The sequence below is a fragment of the Sorangium sp. So ce124 genome, assembly GCF_051525235.1.
Taxonomy (GTDB): domain Bacteria; phylum Myxococcota_A; class Polyangia; order Polyangiales; family Polyangiaceae; genus Sorangium; species Sorangium atrum.
Window position 1 is genome coordinate 13,855,651 of the sequence record NZ_CP150312.1, and the last position, 22,407, is coordinate 13,878,057.

Genomic DNA, 22,407 nt, shown 5'->3' on the forward strand with positions numbered 1-22,407 from the left:
TCTTCGCCGGCTCTCCGAGGTGAATCGATGGATGTGATGGTCGAGCTCCGCGCGGTCACCAAGCGATTCGGCGCCTTCCACGCCGTGAGCGAGGTCGATCTCCAGATCAGGGCGGGCGAGTTCATCACCCTCCTCGGGCCCTCGGGGTGCGGCAAGACGACGCTGCTCCGGATGATCTCTGGCTTCGAGACGCCGTCGAGCGGCGCCGTCTTGCTGGAGGGAAAGGACGTCACGCACGAGCCGCCCTACCGCCGGGACGTGAACCAGGTGTTCCAGAGCTACGCGCTTTTCCCGCACATGACCGTGCAGGAGAACATCGGCTTCGGGCTGCGGATGAAGAAGGTGCCCCGGGCGGAGATCGCCGAGCGGGTCCGGGCCGCGGTCGCGATGGTGTCGCTCGGGGGCATGGAGCAGCGCAAGCCGTCGCAGCTGTCCGGCGGGCAGCGGCAGCGGGTCGCGCTCGCGCGGGCCATCGTGTGCCGCCCGAAGGTCCTGCTGCTCGACGAGCCCCTCTCCGCGCTGGACGCGAAGCTCCGGCACGCCATGCAGGTGGAGCTCAAGGAGCTGCAAAAGCAGCTCGGGATCACCTTCGTGTTCGTGACCCACGACCAGGAAGAGGCGCTCACCATGAGCGACCGCATCGCCGTGATCAACAAGGGCCGGATCGAGCAGCTCGGCGACGCGTCGCAGATCTATCACCGCCCCAAGACGACGTTCGTCGCGAACTTCATCGGCCAGGCCAACATCCTCCGCGCGACCGTCCTCTCGCGGAGCGGCGATCACGCCCGGGTCCGGCTCGTCGACGGGGGGCTCGAGCTCCTCGTCAACGCCGAGCACCTCGCGGGCGGGGCCGGGAGCACCCTTGTCTCCATCCGGCCGGAGAAGATCGCGCTCCGCAGGGAGCCGCAGGGCGCGCCGGAGAACCGCTTCGAGGCGCGCGTCGAGGACGAGCTGTTCAAGGGCGCCACCGACCAGCTGCGCCTCCGGACCGACGCCGGCCTCGTGCTCACGGCGGTGGTCGCCAACGAGAGCTCCGGCCAGGCGGCGCTGCACGCCGGAGACCGGGTGTTCTGCCACCTCCACCCCGACGACATCGTGATCGTCCACGAGGAGTGATCCTCGCGGATCGGCCGTCGCGCCCGTGTGGCGCCGGGGCGTCGTGAACCGCCGTTCTCAGCCGGACGCGGCCGTGTGGAAGTTGGCCTCGAACACGGCGTACGCTGGAGGGCATGCTGCTTGCCAATCGGCCTCGCATGCCCCGACGGTCGCTTGCGGTCGCTCTTTCTTCATCGGTCCTTCTCTCGCTCTCCGGCGACGCCCTCGCCACGGGGGCTTGGCTGCCCGGCGCCGGACAGGCGTCGGTCGAGCAGCGCGTCGCCGTCGCGGCCGGCCCGGAGCGCACGACGCTCTGGACGAGCCTGCGGTTCCAGGGCGCGAGCGGGCCCGTGGCCCTCGTCGTTCCGGTGCCGCCGCTCGCCGCGCTCGACACGAGCTCGGACGCGTGGTTCGAGGCGCTCGAGGCGGCGACGGCGCTCCGGGTGCTCCCGCCCCAGGGCGTCGACCCGTACTGCCCCGGGGAGGCGGGCGCGCCGGGCCCCTTCGAGACGGTCGGGCGGCTCGCCCACGAGGCGACGCTCGAGCCGGTCGAGGTGACGGTGCTCGAGGACGCCGACGCGGTCGCGCGCTGGGCGGCGTCGGCCGGGCTCGCGCTGTCCTCCGAGACGGCCGCGCAGCTCGGGAGTCTGCAAGGGATGCGGTTCGCGGCCGCCCGCTTCGACGCTCCCGGTGGCGCGGCGGTCACGAGGACGCTGCGCGTCGCGATGGGCGGCGGTGAGCCGATCCTGCCGCTGTCGCTGGCCGCGGCGGGCGCGGGCGACGTGCAGGTGACGGCGTGGCTGCTCGGCGACGGCCGGGGCGCGCTCTCGGGCGCGGCGCCGGTGACGCTCCCGCCGGCCTCGCTCAGCTGGGACGCGAGCGCGCAGCGCAGCGATTATGCGGAGCTCCGCGCCGGGGCCCTCGGCCAGGCGGGGCTCCGCGGGGCGCTCGTCGAGGGCGCGGGTCACGAGGCGCTGAGCCGCCGCATCTCCCTCGGCAGCGACAGCGTTGACAGCGTGATCGATGCCTATTTCGCGCGCGCGAGCGCGTACGGTGACATCGGCGATGCGCCGGGGACGTGCGCCGCGGTCGCCGCGGCCGCGCTGGAGTCGAGCCTCAAGGTCGCCGCGAGCTGCCCGCGCGCCGCGCACGGCGTTGTCGACGGCGCGCTGGACTGCGCGGAGTCGCCCCGGAGGGACGAGACCGATCCCGATCTCCTGCGTTGCGGTCCGGCCGCCGACGATCTCGCGGTCGGGCTCTCCGGGCTCGCGCCGTCGTCGGTGTGGCTGACCCGCGTCTCGCTCCGGCTCGCGGCCGGGCAGCCCGGCGCGGACTGGCCGCTGACCTTCGGGGAGGGCGCCGCGATCTCGCCGGTCGTGAGGGCCGGGAGCGTCCGCGCGGACGAGTGCTCCGGCGAGGCCGGCGCCGGCGGCGCGGGCGGCTCGTCGGGCGTGGGCGGACCCGACGGCCTGGGCGGCGGGCCCGACGGCCTGGGCGGCGGCCCGGGCAGCGGCGGATCTGGCCCGGCCAGCGGCTCGTCCGGCGCCGGGAAACCGCCGCCGGATGATTACTACGACGAGCCGGCCGCCGACGTGGGCTGCGGCTGCTCCGGCACCGCCGAGACGGTGGTCGTGGACGACGTCGAACCGCAGGACGTCGACGACGACGAGTACTACGCGGAGGACGACGGCTGCAGCGGCGACACGAGCGAGCCGGCGCCCGAGGACGAGTACTACGCGGAGGACGACGGCTGCAGCGGAGACACGAGCGAATCCGAGGACGAGTACTACGCGGAGGACGACGGCTGCAGCGGGGACACGAGCGAGTCCGAGGACGAGTACTACGCGGAGGACGACGGCTGCAGCGGGGACACGAGCGAGTCCGAGGACGCCGAGTCGGAGGACTGCTCGATCGCGCGCGAGCGGCAGCCGAGCGCCCGGAAGAAGCGCGGGCCGAAGCTGTCGGTGATGGCGCTCGGGATGTTCGCGATGATCGCGCCCCTCCGGCGCGCGAGCCGGCCGCGGAAGGGCGGCGAGAACGGCGGGCGGTAGGCCGTGCGGCGGCGCTCCGGGAGGGGGGCGCACCGGAGGGGCGGTTCCCGTGGCATACTCCCGGGCGAGGTCATGACGTGAACGCGCCCGCCCGCCGGCTCTCCTTCACTTACGCCGACTACCTCGAGCAGGAGCGGGCGAGCCCGACGAAGCACGAGTTCCTCGGCGGCGAGATCTTCGACATGGCCGGTGGCACGCCGGAGCACGCGCGGCTCGCTGCGCGGGTGACCGTGGCGCTCGGCGCGCAGCTCGGCCGGCGCCCCTGCGAGGTGTTCTCGTCCGACCTCCGCGTGCGCGTGCGCGCGACGGGCCTCGCCACCTACCCCGACGTGAGCGTCGTCTGCGGCCAGATCGCGCGCGATCCAGAGGACAAGGACGCGGTGGTCAACCCGCTGGTGCTTGTCGAGGTGCTTTCGGACTCCTCGGAGGCGTATGACCGGGGAGAGAAGTTCGCGCACTACCGCCGGATCCCCTCGCTGAGGGAGTACGTCCTGGTCTCCCAGGCGCACCGGCGGATCGAGGTCTTCCGGCGCAACGAGGACGGCTTGTGGACGCTCTACGAGGCCGGGCCCGGCGAGCGCGCGCGGCTCGCGTCGATCGACGCCCTGCTCGATGTGGACGAGGTGTACCGGGGCGCGCTCGAGGCCTCCGCGGCGGTCTGAGCGGCCGTCGTTCCACGGAGAGCCGATGCGCGACGTCCGGATGCGGGGTTTTCGCGAGCAAACGGCGGTCGAGCGCGCGCTCGATGTCCTGGAGCGGCGGATCCAGCGGCTCGGTGACGAGCTGGCCCCGATCGGCGAGGCGGCCGGGCGGGTGGCGGCGGAGCCCGTGCGCGCGCGGGTCAGCGTGCCGCACTTCGTCCGAGCGGCGATGGACGGCTATGCGCTGCTCGGCGAGGCGACCGCCGGCGCGGCTGCGTTCGCGCCGGTGGAGCTCGCGCTCGTGGGCGCGTCGTTCCCCGGGCGCCCGCACGCCGGCGCGATCCGCCGGGGCGAGGCCGTGCGGATCACGACCGGCGCGCCGGTGCCGGAGGGGGCGGACGCGGTGCTGGTGGCGGAGCGCGCGGAGGAGGGCGCGGGCCGCGACGGGGCGGCGGTCGTGCGGGCGCGCGAGCCGGTGCCGTCCGGCAAGCACGTCGCGGCGATCGGCGAGGACGTGCTGGAGGGCGCGGAGGTCGTGCCGGCGGGGCGCCGTCTGCGCCCGCAGGACGTCGGCGTGCTCGCCTCGACAGGGGTCGCCGAGGTGCGCGTTGTGCGCAGGCCGTCGGTGCGGATCCTGATCACCGGCGACGAGCTCCTGCCGCCGGGGAGCACGCCGAGCGGGGCGTGCATCGTCGACACGAACAGCCTTGTGCTCTCGGCGCTCGCGCGCCGCGACGGCGCGGAGGACATCGCCGTCGCGTACGTCCCCGACCGGCGCGAGGCGGTGCGGGCTGCCCTCGAGGGGGCGGGCGGGGACGTGGTGCTGGTCTCCGGCGGGTCGTCGGTCGGCTCGGAGGACCATGCGCCGCTCGTCCTCGCGGAGCTGGGCGAGGTCGTGGTCCACGGCGTCGCGATGCGCCCGGCGAAGCCGGCCGGGTTCGGCTTCTTGCCCGGGGGGCGGGCGGTGTTCCTTCTGCCGGGCAACCCGGTGTCGTGCCTCTGCGCCTACGAGTTCTTCGCCGGCCCGTCGATCCGCGCCCTCGGCGGCCTGCCGCGCGCGTGGCCGCACCGGCGGCGGCGGTGCGTTGTGGCGAGCGAGATCGTCTCCCAGCCCGGGCGCGTCGATTACGTGAGGGTGCGCGTCGAGGGAGATCGGGTGTTTCCGATCGCGACGAGCGGCGCGTCCGTCCTGTCGTCGACGACGCGCGCGGACGGCGTGGTCGTCGTGCAGGCCGAGGAAGCGGTGATCGGCGAGGGCGCCGAGGTCGAGGTGCTGCTCTACGACGTGTGAGGGACGCGTGAGGCGAGGGGCAGCGGGGTCTGCCGCCGGGCGGAGCCGTGTACGCGTGTTGCCCGCGCGGCGCGTCCGTCTCAAATTTCCGAGGTCCGGGACCATGAAACCGCTTCGTTTCGAGAGGGCCGGTCCGCGCTTGAGGGGCAGGGAGAACGAACGCCGCCGACGATGAAAGAATCCATCAACCGCGGTCTCCTCTGCGCGCGCTCCTGGGCCGAATCCTGGATGCCAGGCGCCCGAGATGCGATAGGTTAGGCCTCGGCGCTGAGCTCTTTGCGGGCGAGGTTCGTCCTGTCGGCACCGCACTGCCGGCCCCCCCAATTCCGCTCTTCTGTTCTGATCGCGATCGGGCGCGACGAGGTAATGACCATGACTCAGATGAACCGCACACTCCGAGGCACTGCCAGATTCCTGCTCCTCCCACTTCTCGCCATGCTCGCTGCGTCGGGTTGTGGCGAGTCCTCTTCGCCTGGCGCGACCGGTGAGGTCGACAACACCGGAGGGGCCGGTCCGGGAACCGGAGGCGGCGCCACAGCCAGCACGACAGCGGGAACCGGAGGCGGCGCCACAGCCAGCACGACAGCGGGAACCGGGGGCGGCGCCGCAGCCAGCACGACCGCGGGAACCGGAGGCGGCGCCACGGTAGGGACCGGATCGGATAGCAGCGGGGCAAGCACCAGCAGCGGGTCGAGCTCAGGTCCGACGTTCCACATCTTCATGCTCATGGGCCAGTCGAACATGGCTGGCGTCGCGGACAAACAGGCCAGTGACCAAAATTCTGACGCCCGGCTCAAGGTCCTCGGCGGATGCAATCAGCCGGCCGGACAGTGGAACGTGGCCAGTCCGCCGCTCAACGACTGCCCTGGTGAAAAGGGATGGAACCTGTCGACCTCCGTCGACCCGGGCATCTGGTTCGGCAAGACCCTCCTCGGAAAGCTGCCTGAGGGGGACACGATCGGGCTGGTCGGCACGGCCGAGAGCGGTGAATCGATCAACACGTTCATTTCTGGCGGCTCGCATCACCAGATGATCTTGAACAAGATCGCCAAGGCGAAGACGGCCGAGAACGCGCGCTTCGCGGGCATCATCTTCCACCAGGGTGAGTCCGACAGCGGCCAGACCTCATGGCCCGGCAAGGTCGTTCAGCTCTATAACGAGGTGAAAGAAGCCTGGGGTGTCGACTACGACGTTCCCTTCATCCTTGGAGAGCTCCCCGCGGGCGGGTGCTGCAGCGGCCACAACAACCTCGTGCACCAAGCGGCCGATATGCTGCCTGACGGATACTGGGTCTCTCAGGATGGGACCAAGGTCATGGATCAGTACCACTTCGATCATGCGTCCGTCGTGCTCATGGGCACGCGTTATGGCGAGAAGATGATCGACGCTTTGGGGTGGTGATCTGAGGCGTCTCCGCATCTTCACCTCGCCGAGGAGGACTGCGGTAACTGCGCCTGCTGTGGTCAGTCGACGATGGAGCATCTCCTCGAAGTCTGGGGGATAATCCGCGGCATCGCGGCGCGCGTGGTAAGGTGCGCCGCATGCTGATCGCCTCTCAGATCGTCGTCGCGTTGATCGGAGCCCTTCACATCTACATCCTCGTCCTGGAGATGTTCTTGTGGCGCACCGAACGAGCGTACAAGGCGTTCGGTACGACCCCCGAGGTCGCCGCGATCACGGCGCCGCTGGCGGCCAACCAGGGGCTCTACAACGGATTCCTCGCCGCGGGCCTGCTCTGGGGCGTCATCCATCCGAACAGGGCCTTTGCATGGCAAATCCAGGCCTTCTTCCTCCTCTGCGTGGCCGTCGCCGGTGTCTACGGCGCCGCGACGGCAAAGCGATCCATCCTGTTCGTGCAGACCGTCCCGTCGGCCATCGGCCTCGCCTTGGTCCTGCTCGCCAATCGGGCGGGTGGCTGAAGCGAAGCGGCTCGGCCGACGGCGGCCGCGCGGCGGAGCAGCTCGTCTCTCAGGTTCCTCGCTGGCGGCGTCTGGGATCGTACCTTCGGGGCGTCAGAACCCGCCCTCCAGGCCGAAGTTCGGGACGGTGACAGGCCCGAACGTCGTCGGCTCGCACGGCGAGAACGCATCGCACCTCCCCGGCAGGGTCTCCTTCGACAGCGTGGCGTTGAGCACGTCGAGGACGACCGCCAGCCAGCCCGACTTCCCGATCGACCAGCGCTTCTCCAGGCGGACATCGAGGCGGAAGAACGGCGGCAGCCGCTCCCACCGCGGCGCTCCGCCGGCGAGGGATCCGGAGCCTCCGGGGACGCCGCCGATCGGCGGGAGCGTCGCGCCGCCGATCCTCTGGGGGAGCCCGGAGTAGAACACGAAGCGCCCGCCAGCCCTGTACCCGCGGCCGAGGTCGTAGGTCAGCGCGACGTTCGCCACGTGGGTCCGATCGAACGAGCTCAGTTGCCGGCTTCGGCCGATGCTCCGCGTGGAGCGCGACAGCGTGTACGACGCGAACCCGCCGACGCGCCGCGTGAGCCGCCGGTGGGCCGACAACTCCACGCCGGTCGCGGCGCCGAGCGCGCGGAGCGTGAAGGCGCCCTCGACCGAATCGAGGCCGAGCGAGCCGAGCGCGTCGGTCATGTTGAAGAACGCGTTGTGGAACACCGAGACCGTGGCCGTGATGTCCTCCGGCAGCGCGAGCTCGAGGCCGGCGCTCGACTGGAAGCTCCGCTGGAGGCCGTCCTCGAGGCGCGGGCGGAAGCCGGGGATCGGGACGACGAAGCTCGGCAGCTGGGAGGCGATGCCGTGCGCCTGCACGAACGTCACGCCGCGCCCGAGGGAGAGCCGCGCCGAGAGCCGCGGATCCACGGCGAGCGCGACCGTGCCGTCCGAGTGGTAGAGATCGAGCCGGAGCCCCGGGGTCATGCGCAGGCGCGGGGTGATCGCGATGTCGGACTCGATGTATCCGCCCACCGTGAGGTCGACGCGGCTCAAGAGGAGATCGTCGACGGGGACGTCGTCGTCATCGTCCGGCGCGACGCTGCCCGGAGGGGAGCCGGCGTCGGTCCCGAGATCGATCTCGTTGTCGTCGATCACGGCGTCGATGCCGGCGCGGATCGTGGTCTCATCGCGCAGCCGGTGAGCGAGCGAGAGGCGCGCGCCGAGGCTCCGAGTCAGCGCTTTCTGGTCGTCCCCGATCCCCGTCTCGTCGTGGCCGAGCGTCAGCGCGCCGCGCAGCGCGCTGCCCTGGCCATAGGCCTGGTCGTACCGGAGATCGAGCCGGTGAAATGTCGTGTCGAAGAGGGTCGTCCTCTCGCCGTCTTCGTCGCTCGCGAGGAAGTCGTGGGCGCCGAACGCGAAGAGGCTCAACCGGCCTTCCGGGACGACTTCGTAGGACAGCCGGGCCTGGTAGTCCCAGTAATCGAGCGCGACCTCGGGGGCGGCGAGCGAGAGGAGCAACGCCGTGTACGAGTAGCGGCCGCCCACGAGCGCGACCCCGCGGCCGCCGGCGAAGGGCCCCTCGACGAGCCCGCCCACGTCGACGAGCCGGAGCATGCCCTCACCGTGCCAGTACGGGAGCGGCGGCGTCGTCTCGCCCGCGACGATGCCGCCGGCATACCGACCGTGACGCGCGGGGTAGCCGCCCGGGTAGAGGTCGACGCGATCGACGATGCCGGGGTGGACCACGGAGGGCCCGAGCCCGAGGTGATAGAGGTAGGGGACGCGGATGCCATCGAGGAAATAGCCGACGTTCCCCGGCGGTGAGCCGCGAACGTAGAAGAACGGCAGCCCCGAGACGATGGGGGTCACCCCGGGGAGCACCTCGAGGGCGCGGAAGGGGTCGCCGAACGCGCCGGGGACGATCCTGACCTCGCCGCGGCTCAAGCTGGAGACGCCGGGCGCCGGCTGCTCGCCGCGCACGATGACCTCGATCGCGCGCGGCGCGCTCGACGCCGGCGCGGCTTCCGTGGCCGGGCGCTCCGGCGCGGGCGCGGAGGCGCCGGGCGGCGCGGTTGCGGAGGCGTCGGGCGGCGCGGGTGATGCGGCTTCGGTGAAGCGGACCTCGACGCGGATCCTGGCGGCGGCCGGCGCGCCGTTCCTGGTGGCCGGCGCAAAGCGGAACGACGTTGCGGCGGCCACGGCGGCCGACGCGAACGGCTCCGCGCCATCCTCGGCGACCGCGGAGCGGACGGTCCCGTCGGCGTTGACCGTGAGGACGAGGCGGACCGTGGCGTCACCATGCGCCCCAGCAGGGTAATCGGCGCCGAGCGGCGTGAGCGGCGTCGGTGGGACGAGCGCTGCCGGCGGCGCATCGGGGGGCGGCGCCGCCTCTGGCGCATCGCCGGACGGCTCGGGCGGCCTTGCATGGGGCAGCGGCGTGTCGGGCGCGGCGGCGGCGACGCACGGCGCGAGCGTGCTCGCGAGCAGCGCTGCGGCTGCCGTGGATCGCCGGAGGAAGCGCATCGCCGCGTCGCGGAGAGGCGGCTCAGCGAGGACCAGAGCGGGGCGCTGTGCAGAAGAGCGTGGCGGCCAAGTAATCGAAATCATGGAATTTTTCATGTGAGCGGCGCTCGCGCCGGCGTCCCGATGGGCTTCCCGGGGACCGGTCGCATCGGATCGCTCTCGTCGGATGGGGGTGTCCCGGGGGGAAGGCCGCCTGCTTCTGCCATGATCTACGCCGAGCGACCGCGCACTTCCCCCTCACCGGCGAACACCGCGTTGCGCTGCCAGGGCTTCCTGTGGAGCGCCTTCTTCGGACCGCTCCGGTCGGTGGGCGATGACAGCGCAATGCGATTGCTGAAAGCGAACCGCACGCCTGGACCGCGCTCGACGAGTACATCGAGGGCACCGATGCCAGCATGAACGCCTGCCGAGCGGGGCGTGCATCGTCGACACGAACAGCCCGGTGCTGCCGGCGCTCGCGCGCGGTGACGGCGCGGACGACACCGCCGTCGCGTACGTCCCTGACCGGCGCAAGGCGGTTCGTCCGGGCCGGAGTTGAGCACGGCGAGGTAAGCCAGGGGCGGTCGAGGCAGGGAGCTCGTCGACGCCAAGGCGGGCGAGGGGCCGTCCGAGGCCAAGCCGCCTTGTCGGTCGAGGCGAGTCACGCCGGCCGAGGGCAGGGGCCCGGCCCAGCTCTACTGCGGGAAGTCGGCCGGGGAAGCGAACCGCGAAGCCGCCAAGGGCGCCAAGAAAACCGGGGAATAGGGGGGAGATGCCGGGACGGCCCCCTTCCCCCTCTCCCCTTGGCGTCCTTGGCGGCTTCGCGGTTTTTCTGCTGATCCGGGGTAACTTCCCGCAATAGAGCTAGGCAACTCCCTGACGTGAGGCAGACATTCGGTCTGCCGGACAAGCAGACTTCCTGTAGATAGGTCCAGCGTCGCGAGCTGCCTTACGGACCCAGGTGTTCCGTCTGCCGCACAAGCAGACTTCCTGTATCCCGGCGCACGGGTTCGGCGTGGGCAGCTGCTTTAGGGACGCAGGTGTTCCGTCTGCCGCACAAGCAGGATCCCGTATCGGCCAGGTCGGGAAATTCTGTCGTGCTGCGCTTCATGTGCCTTGTTCAGATAAGCGTTATGAGCTATTCTGGTCATGATTTTTCGATAGTCGAGATTTTGTGGGCGAGGGGGTGGACATGAAACGTGATCGTCTCGCACGTGCCGCTGTGTACGCCGTGGTCTCGCTTGTTGCGACCTCGTGCAGCCTTCAGGGCGACGAAGTCGCGGGGCCGGAGGAGAGCGGGGCAGACGGGGAGGCGCTGATAGCGGAGAACGCGCTCAACATGAACGCGCTCAACATGAACGCGCTCAACATGAACGGGCTCGAGTTCGCCGCGCTCAGCATCTCCGCGCTCACCCCGGGCAACCTCACGGCGATCCGGGACCCGACGTCGACCGGCGATCTGGCGCGGCAGCTCGTCAGGTACGCCGTGAGTTGCGCGTTCGATGCGACGCAGTCGTTCAGCTTCTCCTGGACCGACAGCAGGGGTGTGGTCCGCAACGAGACTTACTGGGGGCAGCTGGCGCTCGATACAGGCTGGGCGGTCAAGCCCCTCTCCAACTCGGGCCAGCGGTGGGTCTCCGCGTGCCTGGCGTCGCGTGTCAACTGGTATGGCGTCTCGGTGACAATCTCTGCGCGGGGCGGTACTGGCGGGCTGAACGTCACCGACCCCGGCGAGCTCAACGCCTATACCCACGAGGAGGGAGCCTTCTACGGCAATCTGTTCGGCTCGAACCCTGCGCTCTTCTCGTGCAACATCGCCATCAACGACGCTTACTCGCGAGACCAGTACCGCGACTGCGCCGCCGGGCACCTGGTGAAGTCTGTCCTGCAGGACTGCGGCATGCTCCGACGGCTCGGCTCGTGCAACACGCTATGCTCCGCGCTCAACAGCCTGAGTTTTCATCCTTCCTGCTACGACAGCGCGGGCTCCAACTGGCACGAGACCGTCACCGTCTTTCTCCAGTAGGCACGCGCGCGATGGCCCACGAGCTCCCCCGGCACGAGCAGGCACCGGCGCGAGCCCGTTGCTCGGCCTGCGGGCGGCGCGTGCCGAGCGACGATCCGGCGTGCCCCGAGCACGGCCAGGTGTCGATCCGGGCCAATGTGCCGGTGGCGGACGAGGTGTCGAGTTTCTCGTTGCGCGCCCCCGAGGGGCTGCAGGTCGACATCCCGGGTTATCGCCTCCTGCGCGTCCTCGGGCGCGGCGGCTTCGGGACGGTGTTCGAGGCGGAGCCCGAAGCGGGGGGAGCGAAGGTGGCCATCAAGCTGGCGCGGCACGACCGGCTCGATGCCGCGCGGCACCTCGTCAAGGAGCTCACGCCGCTTCGAGCGATCGGCCCGCCCCACGTCCCTTTGGTCCATGGCTGGGGCGAGCTCGGCGACGGCGCGACCTACCTCGTGATGGAGTACATCACGGCGCCCACCCTGGACGAACGGATGGTGGCGCGCGCCATGCCCCCGCACGAGGCGGCCGCCACGGCGGCGGGCATCCTGGACGCGCTCGCGGCCGTCCACGCCGCGGGCTTCGTCCATGGCGACCTCAAGCCCGAGAACATCCTCGTCGACGACGAGCTGACGGCTCGGCTCATCGACTTTGGCCTGGTGATCATGTCCAGCGGTGAGCCCGAGTCGTCAGGGGACAGAGGCGTCGTCGGCACCCCCGAGTACATGGCTCCTGAGCAGTGTTCGAATCAGGCGGATGTCGACGCGCGCGCCGACGTTTACGCCATGGGCGTCATCCTGTACGAGATGATCGCGGGCCGCCCGCCGTTCTGGGGCGCGCCCGCCGTCGTACGGCAGGCGCACTGCGAGCGGCGCCCGGCGCGCCCCTCGACGCTCGTCCCGGTGCCGGCCCCCATCGAGGGCGTCATCCTCCGCTGCCTCGCGAAGAAGCCGCTGGATCGCTTCGCGGGCGCCGCCGAGCTGCGGGCGGCGTTCGCCGCGGCGCTCGCGCACGCGGACTCGAGGGAGCTCTTCCGCTCGGCCCCGCCGTCGGCGCGCGCACCGCAGCCGCCCGTTACCTCCGCGCGCGAGCGCCGCCGCGGCGTCCTCGTGTTCTTCTCTTCGGCTCTGGACGTCATCGCGCTCCGGCGCAAGGTGACCTCGCTCGGCGGGCAGCTCGTCCACGCCGTTCATGGCCGCTACGTCGCGATGTTCGGCCACGAGGCGGGAGAAGACCCGGTGCGCTGGTCGGTGCTCGCATCGCAGGAGCTCATCCACCGCGGCGTCTGCGTCCGTGCTGCTATCGATACGGCCTACGTCACGATCCAGACCCGGGCCGACAGCTCACGTCGTTATGTGAGCTCGCTGTTCTCTCGCGCCGACCGCTTCCCCGCCGAGAGCGACCCCGCGGGGGTCTTCGTCACGCCTGACGTGGCCGCGCTGCTCCCCGACGTGCCCGGCGTCAGGGTCGAGGACGAGCGCGGCTGGATCCGCGTCGAGAGCCCGCAGCCCGGCTCGCCGCCGCAGCTGGACGACGTCGAGCCGCACAAGGGCCCGCTCATCGGGCGCGACGAGGTGCTGGAGCGGCTCCTGTCCAGCGCCCGCGAGGCGGCCCAGGGGAAGCCGTCGCTCGTGCGCGTCGTGGCGGAGCCTGGCCACGGCAAGAGCCACCTCGCCGCCGTGCTCGCCGAGCGCCTGCGCGCGTTCGACCAGCCCGGCACCGTCATCGAGGTCCGCGCCGGCGAGTCGGCGCTCCACGGCAACGGCCAGGCGCTGCGCTCGTTGCTGGTGCAGGCGCTCGACCTCACCGACGCTGCGCACGCCGGCGCCGGTCGCGCGCAGCTCGACGAGCGGCTCGGCGCGCGCGCCGCCTCGCTCGGCCCGATCCTGGCGCTCGCCCTGGGCTGGCTCGCGCCGAGCGCCCCGGAGCTCGCCGCGCGCACGGTCGCCCCGAGCGCGCTCGATTCAGCGGTCAAGGTGGGCGTGGCCGAGGCGCTCCGGCTCCGGGCCGCGAGAGCTCCGCTGTTCGTCGTGCTCGACGACGCTCACCACGCCGACGAGGGGACGCTCGCGGCGCTCGAGCTCGCGACGCACGCGGACATCGGCGCACCGATCTGGGTCTGCACGCTCGCGCGCCCGGGGTTCGAACGGCCAGAGCCGTCAGGCGGCGCGCGCGGAGATGCGGACATCGTCGATCGCCTGGGGCCGCTCGATCTGCGAAGCGCGATTGCGCTCTGCCGTGTGCTGCTCCGCCCGGTCGAGGACGTGTCCGAGTCCGCGGTTCAGCGCCTGGTCGAACGGGCGCAATCCATCCCGCTCATGCTCGTCGAGCTCATCCGCGGGTTGAAGCGGCAAGGCCTCGTACGGCGGCGCGCGACCGGCGGCGGATGGTACCTCGCGACGGACGAGCTCGAGCATCTGCCGAGCTCACCCCGCATCGAATGGCTCGCCGAGGGGGAGCTCGACGGCATGGCCCCCGCGCTCCGCGTCCACGCGCGCCTGATCGCGCTGCTCGGCGCGGGTATTACCCTGTCCGAGGTCGAGGGGGTGCTCTCTCGCCTCGAGCAGGAGGGCGATGCGGAGTCGCTCCCCCTCGACGCCAGCGTCAGCGTGGCGCGCCTCCTCGTGTCGGGCACCCTCGTGCAGCACGCCGACGCGACGCTCGGCTTCCGCCACGCGCTCACCGGCGAGGCGATCGCCCATTCGACGCCGGAGGGGCTGCGGTGCCTCGTTCACCGGGCTGCGTACGCCTACTACGGCGAGAGCCTGTCGATCCCCGAGGCGCGGCGGCTGGCGAAGCTCGCCTATCATGCATCTAAGGCCGGCCTGGGCGACGCCGCGCAGGCGCTGTACGTCGAGCTCGCCGAACGGGCCCGGGCGCGCCACGCCTATGTCGAGGCCGAGGCGCTCTACAGCCGAGCCATCGAGCAGCCGGCCCTGCCCCTGCTCGCGGCCTACCGCGGGCGCGGGCTGATGCGCTACCGGATCGAGCGGTACCAGGACGCGCTCCACGACCTCGCCCGCGCGCGGGACCTGGCTGCCGCGCAGGGCGACGCTGCGCTCGAGGCAGAGATCCTCCTCGACGAGGCGACGGCGCTCGACTGGATGGAGCAGTATGCGAGCTCGAGCGATCGCGTCCAGCGCGCGAGGCAGCTCGCCATCGATGCCTCGCTCGACTCACCAGCGCTCGAGGCGCGCCTGTTGCTCGGCTCCGGGCGCTCGCTCCACCGGTCGTGTCAGGAGGAGGACGCCGCGAGCACCATGGAGCGGGCCGCAGCCGCGGCCGAGCGCCTAGGGGACGCGGAGTACGAGACGCTGGTGATCGCGCTCGTGATGCTCGGCTTCATCTACCCGGCGATAGGCCGGCTCACCGACGCGCGGCGAGTGCTCGACCACGCGGTTCGCCTTTGCGAGGAGCACGGCGACATGCTCCACCTCGTGGCCGCCATCAACAACCGCGCGCTCCTGCTCGCCTGCCTCGGCGACAAGGCCGGCATGCTCGCCGATTTTTCGCACCAGATAGAGCTCGCGCGCGTCCTCGGGCACCGCACGCCCGAGCTCTGCGGCCACTACAACCTCGGCGAGTACCTCTATCTCATGGACGACGTCGAAGCGGCCGCCCCCCACGTGCAACGCGCGGTCGAGCTGGAGAGGCGCCGGCTCGGCGCTCAGGGCCGCCCGGTGGTCGCGCTCCTCGCGGCCCGGGTGCAGCTCTATCGAGGAGACGTGCCGGGCGCGCGCGCGGCGATCGGTGCAATATGGGCGAGCCAGGTCGCCGCCATACGCGAGGGTCGCACGGACACGCTCATGATGCCCTCGGAGGAGGTGCTCGCGTGCATGGTCGACCTCATGACCCGCGAGGCGAGCGACGCGGAGTGGGATGACCTCGAGGCCGCGTCGGCGCGGCTCTCGGTCGGTCAGGAGCAGATCGAGGTCATCGAGGCGCGGGCGCTCTGGGATTACCGGCGCGGACGTCTCGAGGACGCGCACCGTCGCTTGAGGCAAGCCATCGAGCTCGCGTCTCGCATCCCGAACGTGATGGGCGCTCGTCTCCGCCGCCGGCTGGACGAGGTGAGCTCGATGCTTCCGGGTACGTGTTGACCGAATCCGGATCGGGCTGGAGCCGCCGCGTGACCGCTGCGAGAGCGGGCGTTTCACGGGGAGCTTGCCGGATCCGTCGAGCAGAGCGTGCGTCATATCGGGGGGAAGCCATGGACGAAGAAAAAGAGACACTGCCGATGTTCCAGCGAGCGCGGCCGCGTTCGCGTGACAATCTGGCCCGCGGAGCGCGGGCCGGCGACTACGTCATCGACGCTCCGATAGCCAGCGGTGGATGCGGAGCGGTGTACAGCGCGTGGCATGGGCATACGGGTGATCGCGTGGCGCTGAAGGTGCTCCACTTCGCGCTGGCGCTCTCGCCGAAGATGGTCAAGCGCTTCCTGCGCGAGGTCGAGGTGGTCAGGCTCCTCAAGCACCCGGGTATCGTGGAGATCCTCGACGCGGGAGAGCTGGAGGACGGCAGACCCTTCTATGTCATGGAGTACTTGGAGGGGCTCACGCTCGACGCGCTGATGCGGCGGGAGGGGCGGCTCTCTCCCGAACGAGCGCTGGAGTTGCTCGAGCCGGTCTGTTCCGCGCTCGACGCGGCGCACTGCGCCGGCGTCATCCATCGCGACGTCAAGGGCGGCAACATCCTGGTGACGGAGACAGGTCTCCGCGCCGTCAAGCTGCTCGACTTCGGCATCGCGAAGCTGCTCGCGCTGGAAGAAACCGCCACGGGCTTCACCACAGCCGGCCGGACCCCGGGCACGCCCAGCATCATGGCGCCCGAACAGATCCTCGGCGGTCCCATCGACGCGCGGGTGGATGTGTACGCGCTCGGCGTCCTGCTCCATCGCATGCTGACTGGAACCCTCCCTTTCCATTCGACGGACGCCGCCGAGCTCGCGCGGCAGCACCTCGAGGAACCGCCGCCCAAGCCCAGCCAGCGCACCCCGCTCTCGCCGGCGCTCGACGCCGTCGTGATCCGCTGCCTCGAGAAGCTACCCGAGCGACGGTTTCCGTCGGTGACGAGCTTCCTGCAGGAGCTGCGTGAAGCCGTGGGCGAGCCTGCGTCACCTCACGGCGGGCTGTCCGGTGTGACCATGAACGCGATCGCCATCCATGTCGACGTCCGCGCGCGCGTCACCTTGGAGGATCTCGACGACGTCTTCGCCGACGATCTCGGCGCGATCCTCGATCTCGCCGAGCAGCGGATGCGGCATGCGGGGCTCGTGCTGGTCTCGATGACAGGCAACGAGATCCTGGCGATGCGCCTGCTCTGGGGGGACGCGGCGGAGATGCGCGCGGCACGCGGAGAGGTCGTGAGGTTCGCAGCTGCGCTGCAGGCGGACATCGCGCGGCTGACGCGCGCGAGCGCGAGCGTCCACGCGAACGTGTGTCTCCACGCAGGGCCTGTGATGGTCCGATCGACGCTCGACCGGGAGATCCTCGGCGGCGAGCTGGCCCGCGTTGTCGAATGGACGCCCATCGAGGACGTCCAGGGCCTCTGCGCCACGCCGGGGGCGCTCGCCGGGCTCGATGGCCTTGATGTCGAGCCGGGGCCGGCCGGACTCCTGATGATCCGGCCGGGCGCAGGCCCGGTGTCGCACGAGCGCACGCTCGGGAGCGAGCAGGTGTAAGCTGCGCAAGGGCGCTCGTGGCTCGGCCTCTCGTGTGGCGGCATCTCGTCCTCTGGCGCAACGGCGCGGAGATCTCAGGCCTCCGGGGAGCCGAGGTGCAGCGCCCTGGGCTGAAGCGCCGTCCGCTGGCGGCGCTTGGTGCCGCCGCGGAGCGGCAGTACCCTCCGGCGGCGCCCATGACCATCCGCCCTCCCTCCTCCCTCCTGCTCGTCCTTGCATTGGCCGGCTGCCTGTCGAGCGGCAGCGAGCGCGACGCGCCGGCCGAGGCCTCGGCCTCGGGCGGGGACGCCGGCGGGGGCGGCGCGAGCCCCGGAGGCGGCGGGGCGGGAGCGACGGCCCCTGGAGCCACCGGCGCGGGCGGCGGCAAGACCGCCCATGGCACGACCGCCGGCGGCTCGACGACCGGCAACGGCGGCGGCGGGGCGGAGCCCGTCGCGCCGGCGATCGTCAAGCTCGGCGAGGGAAAGCTCGCGGAGTCGGGGCTCACCGTGGTGTCCTACGGCGGCTACCTGAACGGCGAGTCGTTCCAGCAGGATGCGATCGTGTCGTTCGGCGGCTTCCAGTACACCGCCTTCTGGAACACCAACCGCAACGTCGTCCTCGCGCGACGGCGGCTGTCGACGAGCCCCGGCGGAGCGGCAGGCGCCTGGGAGAAGTTCGACTTCAAGGATTATCGGCTGAGCGCCGACGACGCCCACAACACGATCTCTCTCGGGATCGCGCCAGGCGACGGCACGCTGCACCTCGCGTTCGATCACCATGGCAGCGACCTGCACTACCGCCGCTCGGTCACGGGCTTCCTGACGGACCCGGAAGGCGCGGCCTGGGCCGCCTCGAGCTTCGGCGCCGTCGCGAGCGCGCTCGTCGGATCGAGCCGAATCTCCCTCGTGACCTATCCGCGGTTCGTCACCGAGCCTGGCGGAGACAGGCTCCTCCTGAGCGCCCGGATCGGCGAGAGCGGCAGCGGCGACGAGCACCTGTGGGAGTACGACGCGACGACGCACGCCTGGACCGCGCTCGGCGAGTACATCGAGGGCACCGACGCCAGCATGAACGCCTACCTTCACGGGCTGTCGTACACGCGCGGCGGCTCGCGCCTGCACGCGGCGTGGTGCTGGCGGGACACGCCCGACGCGACGACCAACCACGATCTCCTGTACGTCTACAGCGACGATCACGGGCGCACCTGGAAGAACAACGCGGGCGCCACGGTCGCGACGACCGGCGCCTCCTTCGTGACACGGAGCACGACGGGCCTCTCCGTGTGGCCCATCGGCCAGAACCGAGGGCTCATCAACCAGGAACACATGACGGTCGACGCGAGCGGCCGCGTCCATGTGCTGCTCTCGCACCTCCCCGACGCCGAGGCCGACAATTCGAACTTCACGAGCGCGCGAACGCGCAGCGAGTTCTTCCATTATCTCCGCGACACCGACGGGACCTGGGCGCGCCACGGCATCGGCCTGAAGGTGGTCCAGAACTTTCGGGGCAAGCTCGCGATCTCTTCCACCGAGAACGTCTATGCGATCCTCCCCGATCTCCGCATCGCCGGCGCCTCCCCGAGCGACGGCTACGCGACCTGGACGCTCCTCGATGCCGCCGACTCGGGCCGGTTCTTCTCCGATCCTCTGATCGACGCCGCCCGACTCGAGGCCTCGGACGAGCTCACCGTGTACTACCCGGCGCGGAGCTCCGTGGACATCTGGGGCCTGGAGTACGCGCTCCGCTGAGCCGCGCGAAGGACGCTCGTCGGTCCCCGAGCGCGCCCTTCCTGGCCCCATCCCCCCGAGCGAGCGCGCGAGCACGCTCGTGGCGCCGTCCCCGTTGCCCGCCAGCTCTGCCCTGATCGACGGATCTTCCGGTTGTTCCACCGGACGACGCACCTGATGCTCGCGGGGCGCGCTCCGCGTCCGTATCGGACAAGCGTCAATCGGCGCTGAGCGGTCCAATCAGAGCGGCAATCCATGCCACATGGGGACGCGCGTCGCGTTCGGCGCCGCGCAGGCACGCTCGGTGCTCGTCCCTAGGCGCGGTCTTGCCGGTGGCGAGGGCGTGCACTGCCGCGAACGCCGCGGCGGCAAGGGACACTCGCGCAGCGAGCCCCGGCGCGCTCCGGCCAGGAGGAGCGTTACCCATGAACCCGGACGCGTTCGTCAAGCGCCGATTCGCATTCATCCTGGGAGGAATGGTCGCGGTCTCCGCGTATTTTCAGGCCTCCGGGGTATCTCATCTCATCGCCCACCAGATCACGCGGGACGGCGAGACCTCCGCCCCCCCGGTCGCAGCTCCTGTCGAGGCGCCGCTCTCCGAGGATCCCCCGCCGAGCGCGGCGCCGATCCTGGAGCGCAATCCGTTCGACTCGACGACAGGGCCGCTCTTACCCCCGCCGAGCGCCGCGCCCGCCGGCCCGGCGGATCTCTCGCAGCTCGACCCCTACCTCGCTCCACCCTGCGATACGGGCCGCGTCGTGCTGATCGCCATGTCCGAGGACCCCGAATGGTCGTTCGCCGCCTTCGAGAGCGATGGTGGACACACGGCGCTCGGGCGGCGAGGCGGGGAGATCGGCGGCCGGAAGGTCCAGGACATCGCCTGGGATCGGGTGTGGATGACCTCGACCTCGGGGGGCGCGCGCTGCCAGATGCAGCTCGGAAAGAAGGGCGGAGAGGGCGGCAAGAAGGAGCCCGAGCCGCAGGCGGCACCGCCGGCTCCGTCCCGCGCGACGTACCGCCCGAGCAGCAGGAGCGATGTCCCGCCCGAGATCGCCTCGCGGATGCAGCGGGTGAGCGACACGGAGATCGACATCGACCGCTCGGCCGCCGAGAAGATCTTCGCGCAGCCCGAGCTCGTGACGCAGACCTCGGCGGCGGTCCCGGAGATGCGGGACGACAAGGTGGTCGGGCTGAAGATGATGATCAAGCCCGGCTCGGTGCTCGAGTCGTTCGGGCTGCAGAGCGGCGATCTCGTGAAGTCGGTCAACGGCATCGACCTGACCGACCCACAGAAGGCCATGCTGGCCTACTCGCGCATGCGCTCCGACAAGAGCCTGTCCGTCGTCGTCGAGCGCGACGGCCGCCCGACGAGGCTCAGGGTCAACATCCGCTGAGGCGAGGAGGCGGGCCGGGCCGGTAGCCGCGCTCCGTGCAGGAGCGACGCCGAGCGCCCCCGGGCTTGTCGCACACGCAGGCGGCGGCCGGGCGGCTGACGCCGAGGTCGAATGCCGGCGCACGGACGACTCCTGCCGAACAATGGTCGATCGCCGCTGTCTCTGGCTGGAGCGCCGGGCGGCGGCCGAGGCCGTCGCTCGGGAGCGGAGCGACAGAACAGATGCGGCGCTCACCCGTCAGACCGAGCACCCGCTCTGTCCGCGGGAGGGGAAGACCATGAACGAACTCGGAATCGCGTGGGTGAAGCGAGCGCTCCTCGGCGGAGCGCTCGTGCTGGGGCTCTCGGGGGCGGGGATCGCGTGCAGCACGAAGGAAGCCCCCGCGACGTCGGAGGCGTCCCCGGCGTCGATGCCGCTGGGGAACGCCGCCGAGGCGAAGAGGGAGGCCGTGGGGTCGGCCGCCGAACCCCTGAGGGCGCGTGAGCCCGCCGCCCCCAGGCTCGACGTGGCGGGCGGGAAGGGGCGCGCGGGCGTCGACGGCCTGGTGGTCCCCGCCCCGTCGGCCACCGGAGCGCCGGGCGAGGGCGCGGCCCGCGCCGCGGCGGCCGAGGCCGCGGGCCTCGACCCGAACGGCCGCTTCGCCACCACGTACCGCCCCGGCGGCGGCCACCTCGCCGCGTTCGAGTCCGCTGTCGCGCGCGGCATCGTCCCACCCGACGGGCGCGAGCTCGTCAGCGACGTCGGCGCCCGCTACGCCCCGTCGATCGACGTCCCGAAGGGCTCGGCGCTCGCCCTGCGCACGGACCTCGAGCGCACGCGGGTCCCGCCCGGCGGCGGCCCCGTGCACGTGCGCGTCGCGCTCCGCTCGACGGCGCAGGCGCCCGCGGCGCGGCCGCACCTGTCGGTGCACCTCGTGCTCGACGTGAGCGGATCCATGCAGGGCGAGCCCATGGCGCGGGCGCGCGACGCGGCCCGGGCGCTCGTCGACAAGCTCGACGCGAACGACGACTTCTCCCTTGTCACCTTCTCGAGCGGCGCCGACGTCAGGATCGACGATGGGCCCGTCGGGCCGCGGCGAGCGGAGATCAAGGCCACGATCGACGGCATCCGAGAGGGCGGCGGCACCAACATCGGCCAGGGCCTCGCGCTCGGCTACGCGCAGGCCGGCCGGCCGGGCATCCCGGAGGGCGCGGTGAAGGTCGTGCTGCTGCTCTCCGACGGCCGCGCGAACTCCGGGATCACGAGCTCGGAGCGGCTCTCGAGGCTCGCGCTCGACGCCTTCCAGGGCGGCGTCCAGACGAGCACGTTCGGGCTCGGCGCCGACTACGACGGCGCGCTGATGAGCTCGATCGCGAGCGACGGCGCGGGCGGGTACTACTACCTGCGCGATCCGGATCAGATCGCCCCGGCCCTCGCGACGGAGCTCGACAGGCGGCTCGATCCTGTCGCGACCGCGGTCGAGCTGCGGGTGCGGCTGAAGCCGGACGTGAAGCTGCTCCAGGTCTACGGGTCGCGCCGGCTGAACGACGTGGAGGCGGCGCGCGTGCGGACGATCGAGGTCGCGGCGGACGCGCAGTCCCAGCGGCGCGACGGCATCGAGCGGGACAGGCAGGACGACGCCGAGGGCGGGATGCGGTTCTTCATCCCGGCGTTCTCGCGCGACGACAGCCACGCGATGCTCTTCAAGCTGGGCCTCCCGGCGGGCGCGGACACGCGGGCCATCGCGGCGATCGAGCTCAAGTACAAGGACCGCGTCGCCAAGAAGAACGTCGTGGACGAGGCGCCGCTCCGGGTCGCGTACGCGACCGGCGACGCGGACAGCGCGGCGAGCGTCGACCCGTCGGTCGCCCGCACGATCCAGGGCTTCGCCGCCGGCGAGACGCTGGCCGAGGCCGCGCGCCAGATCGCGCTCGGCGATCGCGACCGCGCCGCCGCGCTGCTCTCCGAGCGGGAGGGGATCCTGCATGCCGCGGCCGAGGCGCTCGGGGAGCCGCTCTTCCTCAAGGACGCGGCCCGCCTCGCGCGCCTCCGCGGCCACGCGGGGGCCGCGGGCGGCCTGGGCGATCCGCTCGTCCTGGCGATGCTGCTCGAGACGGCGTCGCGGACGCACCTTCACTGAGGGCGGGGCTCGGGGCACGATGGCGCGA

General features: G+C 71.7%; 13 protein-coding genes. 12 read left to right on the forward strand and 1 reads right to left on the reverse strand.

What is annotated here, in order from left to right:
* The first annotated feature begins 27 nt into the window (after window positions 1-27).
* The 6 genes from WMF19_RS52020 to WMF19_RS52045 all read left to right on the forward strand — a co-directional run bounded on the left by WMF19_RS52020 (window position 28) and on the right by WMF19_RS52045 (window position 6,997).
* Window positions 28-1,116, forward strand: a complete 1,089-nt coding sequence (locus tag WMF19_RS52020) for an ABC transporter ATP-binding protein (protein WP_437897141.1) — start codon at window positions 28-30, stop codon at window positions 1,114-1,116.
* A gap of 137 nt (window positions 1,117-1,253) precedes the next feature.
* Window positions 1,254-3,146, forward strand: coding sequence for a DUF2330 domain-containing protein (locus tag WMF19_RS52025; protein WP_437897142.1), 1,893 nt, complete (start codon window positions 1,254-1,256; stop codon window positions 3,144-3,146).
* Window positions 3,147-3,223: 77 nt separating this feature from the next.
* Window positions 3,224-3,808 carry a Uma2 family endonuclease gene (locus tag WMF19_RS52030; RefSeq protein WP_437897143.1) on the forward strand — a complete coding sequence of 195 codons (585 nt, stop codon included), beginning with the start codon at window positions 3,224-3,226 and terminating at the stop codon, window positions 3,806-3,808.
* 25 nt (window positions 3,809-3,833) lie between these two features.
* On the forward strand, window positions 3,834-5,078 hold the full coding sequence (locus tag WMF19_RS52035; RefSeq protein ID WP_437897144.1) for a molybdopterin molybdotransferase MoeA: 1,245 nt from the start codon (window positions 3,834-3,836) through the stop codon (window positions 5,076-5,078).
* Window positions 5,079-5,798: 720 nt separating this feature from the next.
* Window positions 5,799-6,479, forward strand: coding sequence for a sialate O-acetylesterase (locus WMF19_RS52040; RefSeq protein WP_437897145.1), 681 nt, complete (start codon window positions 5,799-5,801; stop codon window positions 6,477-6,479).
* Between the two features lie 140 nt (window positions 6,480-6,619).
* Window positions 6,620-6,997 (forward strand): DUF1304 domain-containing protein, encoded by a 378-nt coding sequence (locus WMF19_RS52045; protein WP_437798033.1) that lies wholly within the window; start codon window positions 6,620-6,622, stop codon window positions 6,995-6,997.
* Between the two features lie 93 nt (window positions 6,998-7,090).
* Here the strand turns inward: WMF19_RS52045 and WMF19_RS52050 are convergent, their stop codons facing one another.
* On the reverse strand, window positions 7,091-9,496 hold the full coding sequence (locus WMF19_RS52050) for a TonB-dependent receptor domain-containing protein (RefSeq protein WP_437897146.1): 2,406 nt from the start codon (window positions 9,494-9,496) through the stop codon (window positions 7,091-7,093).
* Window positions 9,497-10,667: 1,171 nt separating this feature from the next.
* Here WMF19_RS52050 and WMF19_RS52055 point away from each other — a divergent pair.
* The 6 genes from WMF19_RS52055 (at window position 10,668) to WMF19_RS52080 (ending at window position 22,379) form a co-directional block, all read left to right on the forward strand.
* On the forward strand, window positions 10,668-11,501 hold the full coding sequence (locus WMF19_RS52055; protein WP_437897147.1) for a hypothetical protein: 834 nt from the start codon (window positions 10,668-10,670) through the stop codon (window positions 11,499-11,501).
* 11 nt (window positions 11,502-11,512) lie between these two features.
* Window positions 11,513-15,577, forward strand: a complete 4,065-nt coding sequence (locus WMF19_RS52060; protein WP_437897148.1) for a serine/threonine-protein kinase — start codon at window positions 11,513-11,515, stop codon at window positions 15,575-15,577.
* Window positions 15,578-15,714: 137 nt separating this feature from the next.
* On the forward strand, window positions 15,715-17,157 hold the full coding sequence (locus tag WMF19_RS52065; protein WP_437897149.1) for a serine/threonine-protein kinase: 1,443 nt from the start codon (window positions 15,715-15,717) through the stop codon (window positions 17,155-17,157).
* 176 nt (window positions 17,158-17,333) lie between these two features.
* Window positions 17,334-18,887 (forward strand): BNR repeat-containing protein, encoded by a 1,554-nt coding sequence (locus WMF19_RS52070; RefSeq protein ID WP_437897150.1) that lies wholly within the window; start codon window positions 17,334-17,336, stop codon window positions 18,885-18,887.
* 404 nt (window positions 18,888-19,291) lie between these two features.
* Window positions 19,292-20,260, forward strand: a complete 969-nt coding sequence (gene gspC / locus WMF19_RS52075) for a type II secretion system protein GspC (protein ID WP_437897151.1) — start codon at window positions 19,292-19,294, stop codon at window positions 20,258-20,260.
* Window positions 20,261-20,537: 277 nt separating this feature from the next.
* Window positions 20,538-22,379: a vWA domain-containing protein gene (locus WMF19_RS52080; RefSeq protein ID WP_437897152.1), complete on the forward strand. Its 1,842-nt coding sequence runs from the start codon at window positions 20,538-20,540 to the stop codon at window positions 22,377-22,379.
* Window positions 22,380-22,407: the final 28 nt, after the last annotated feature.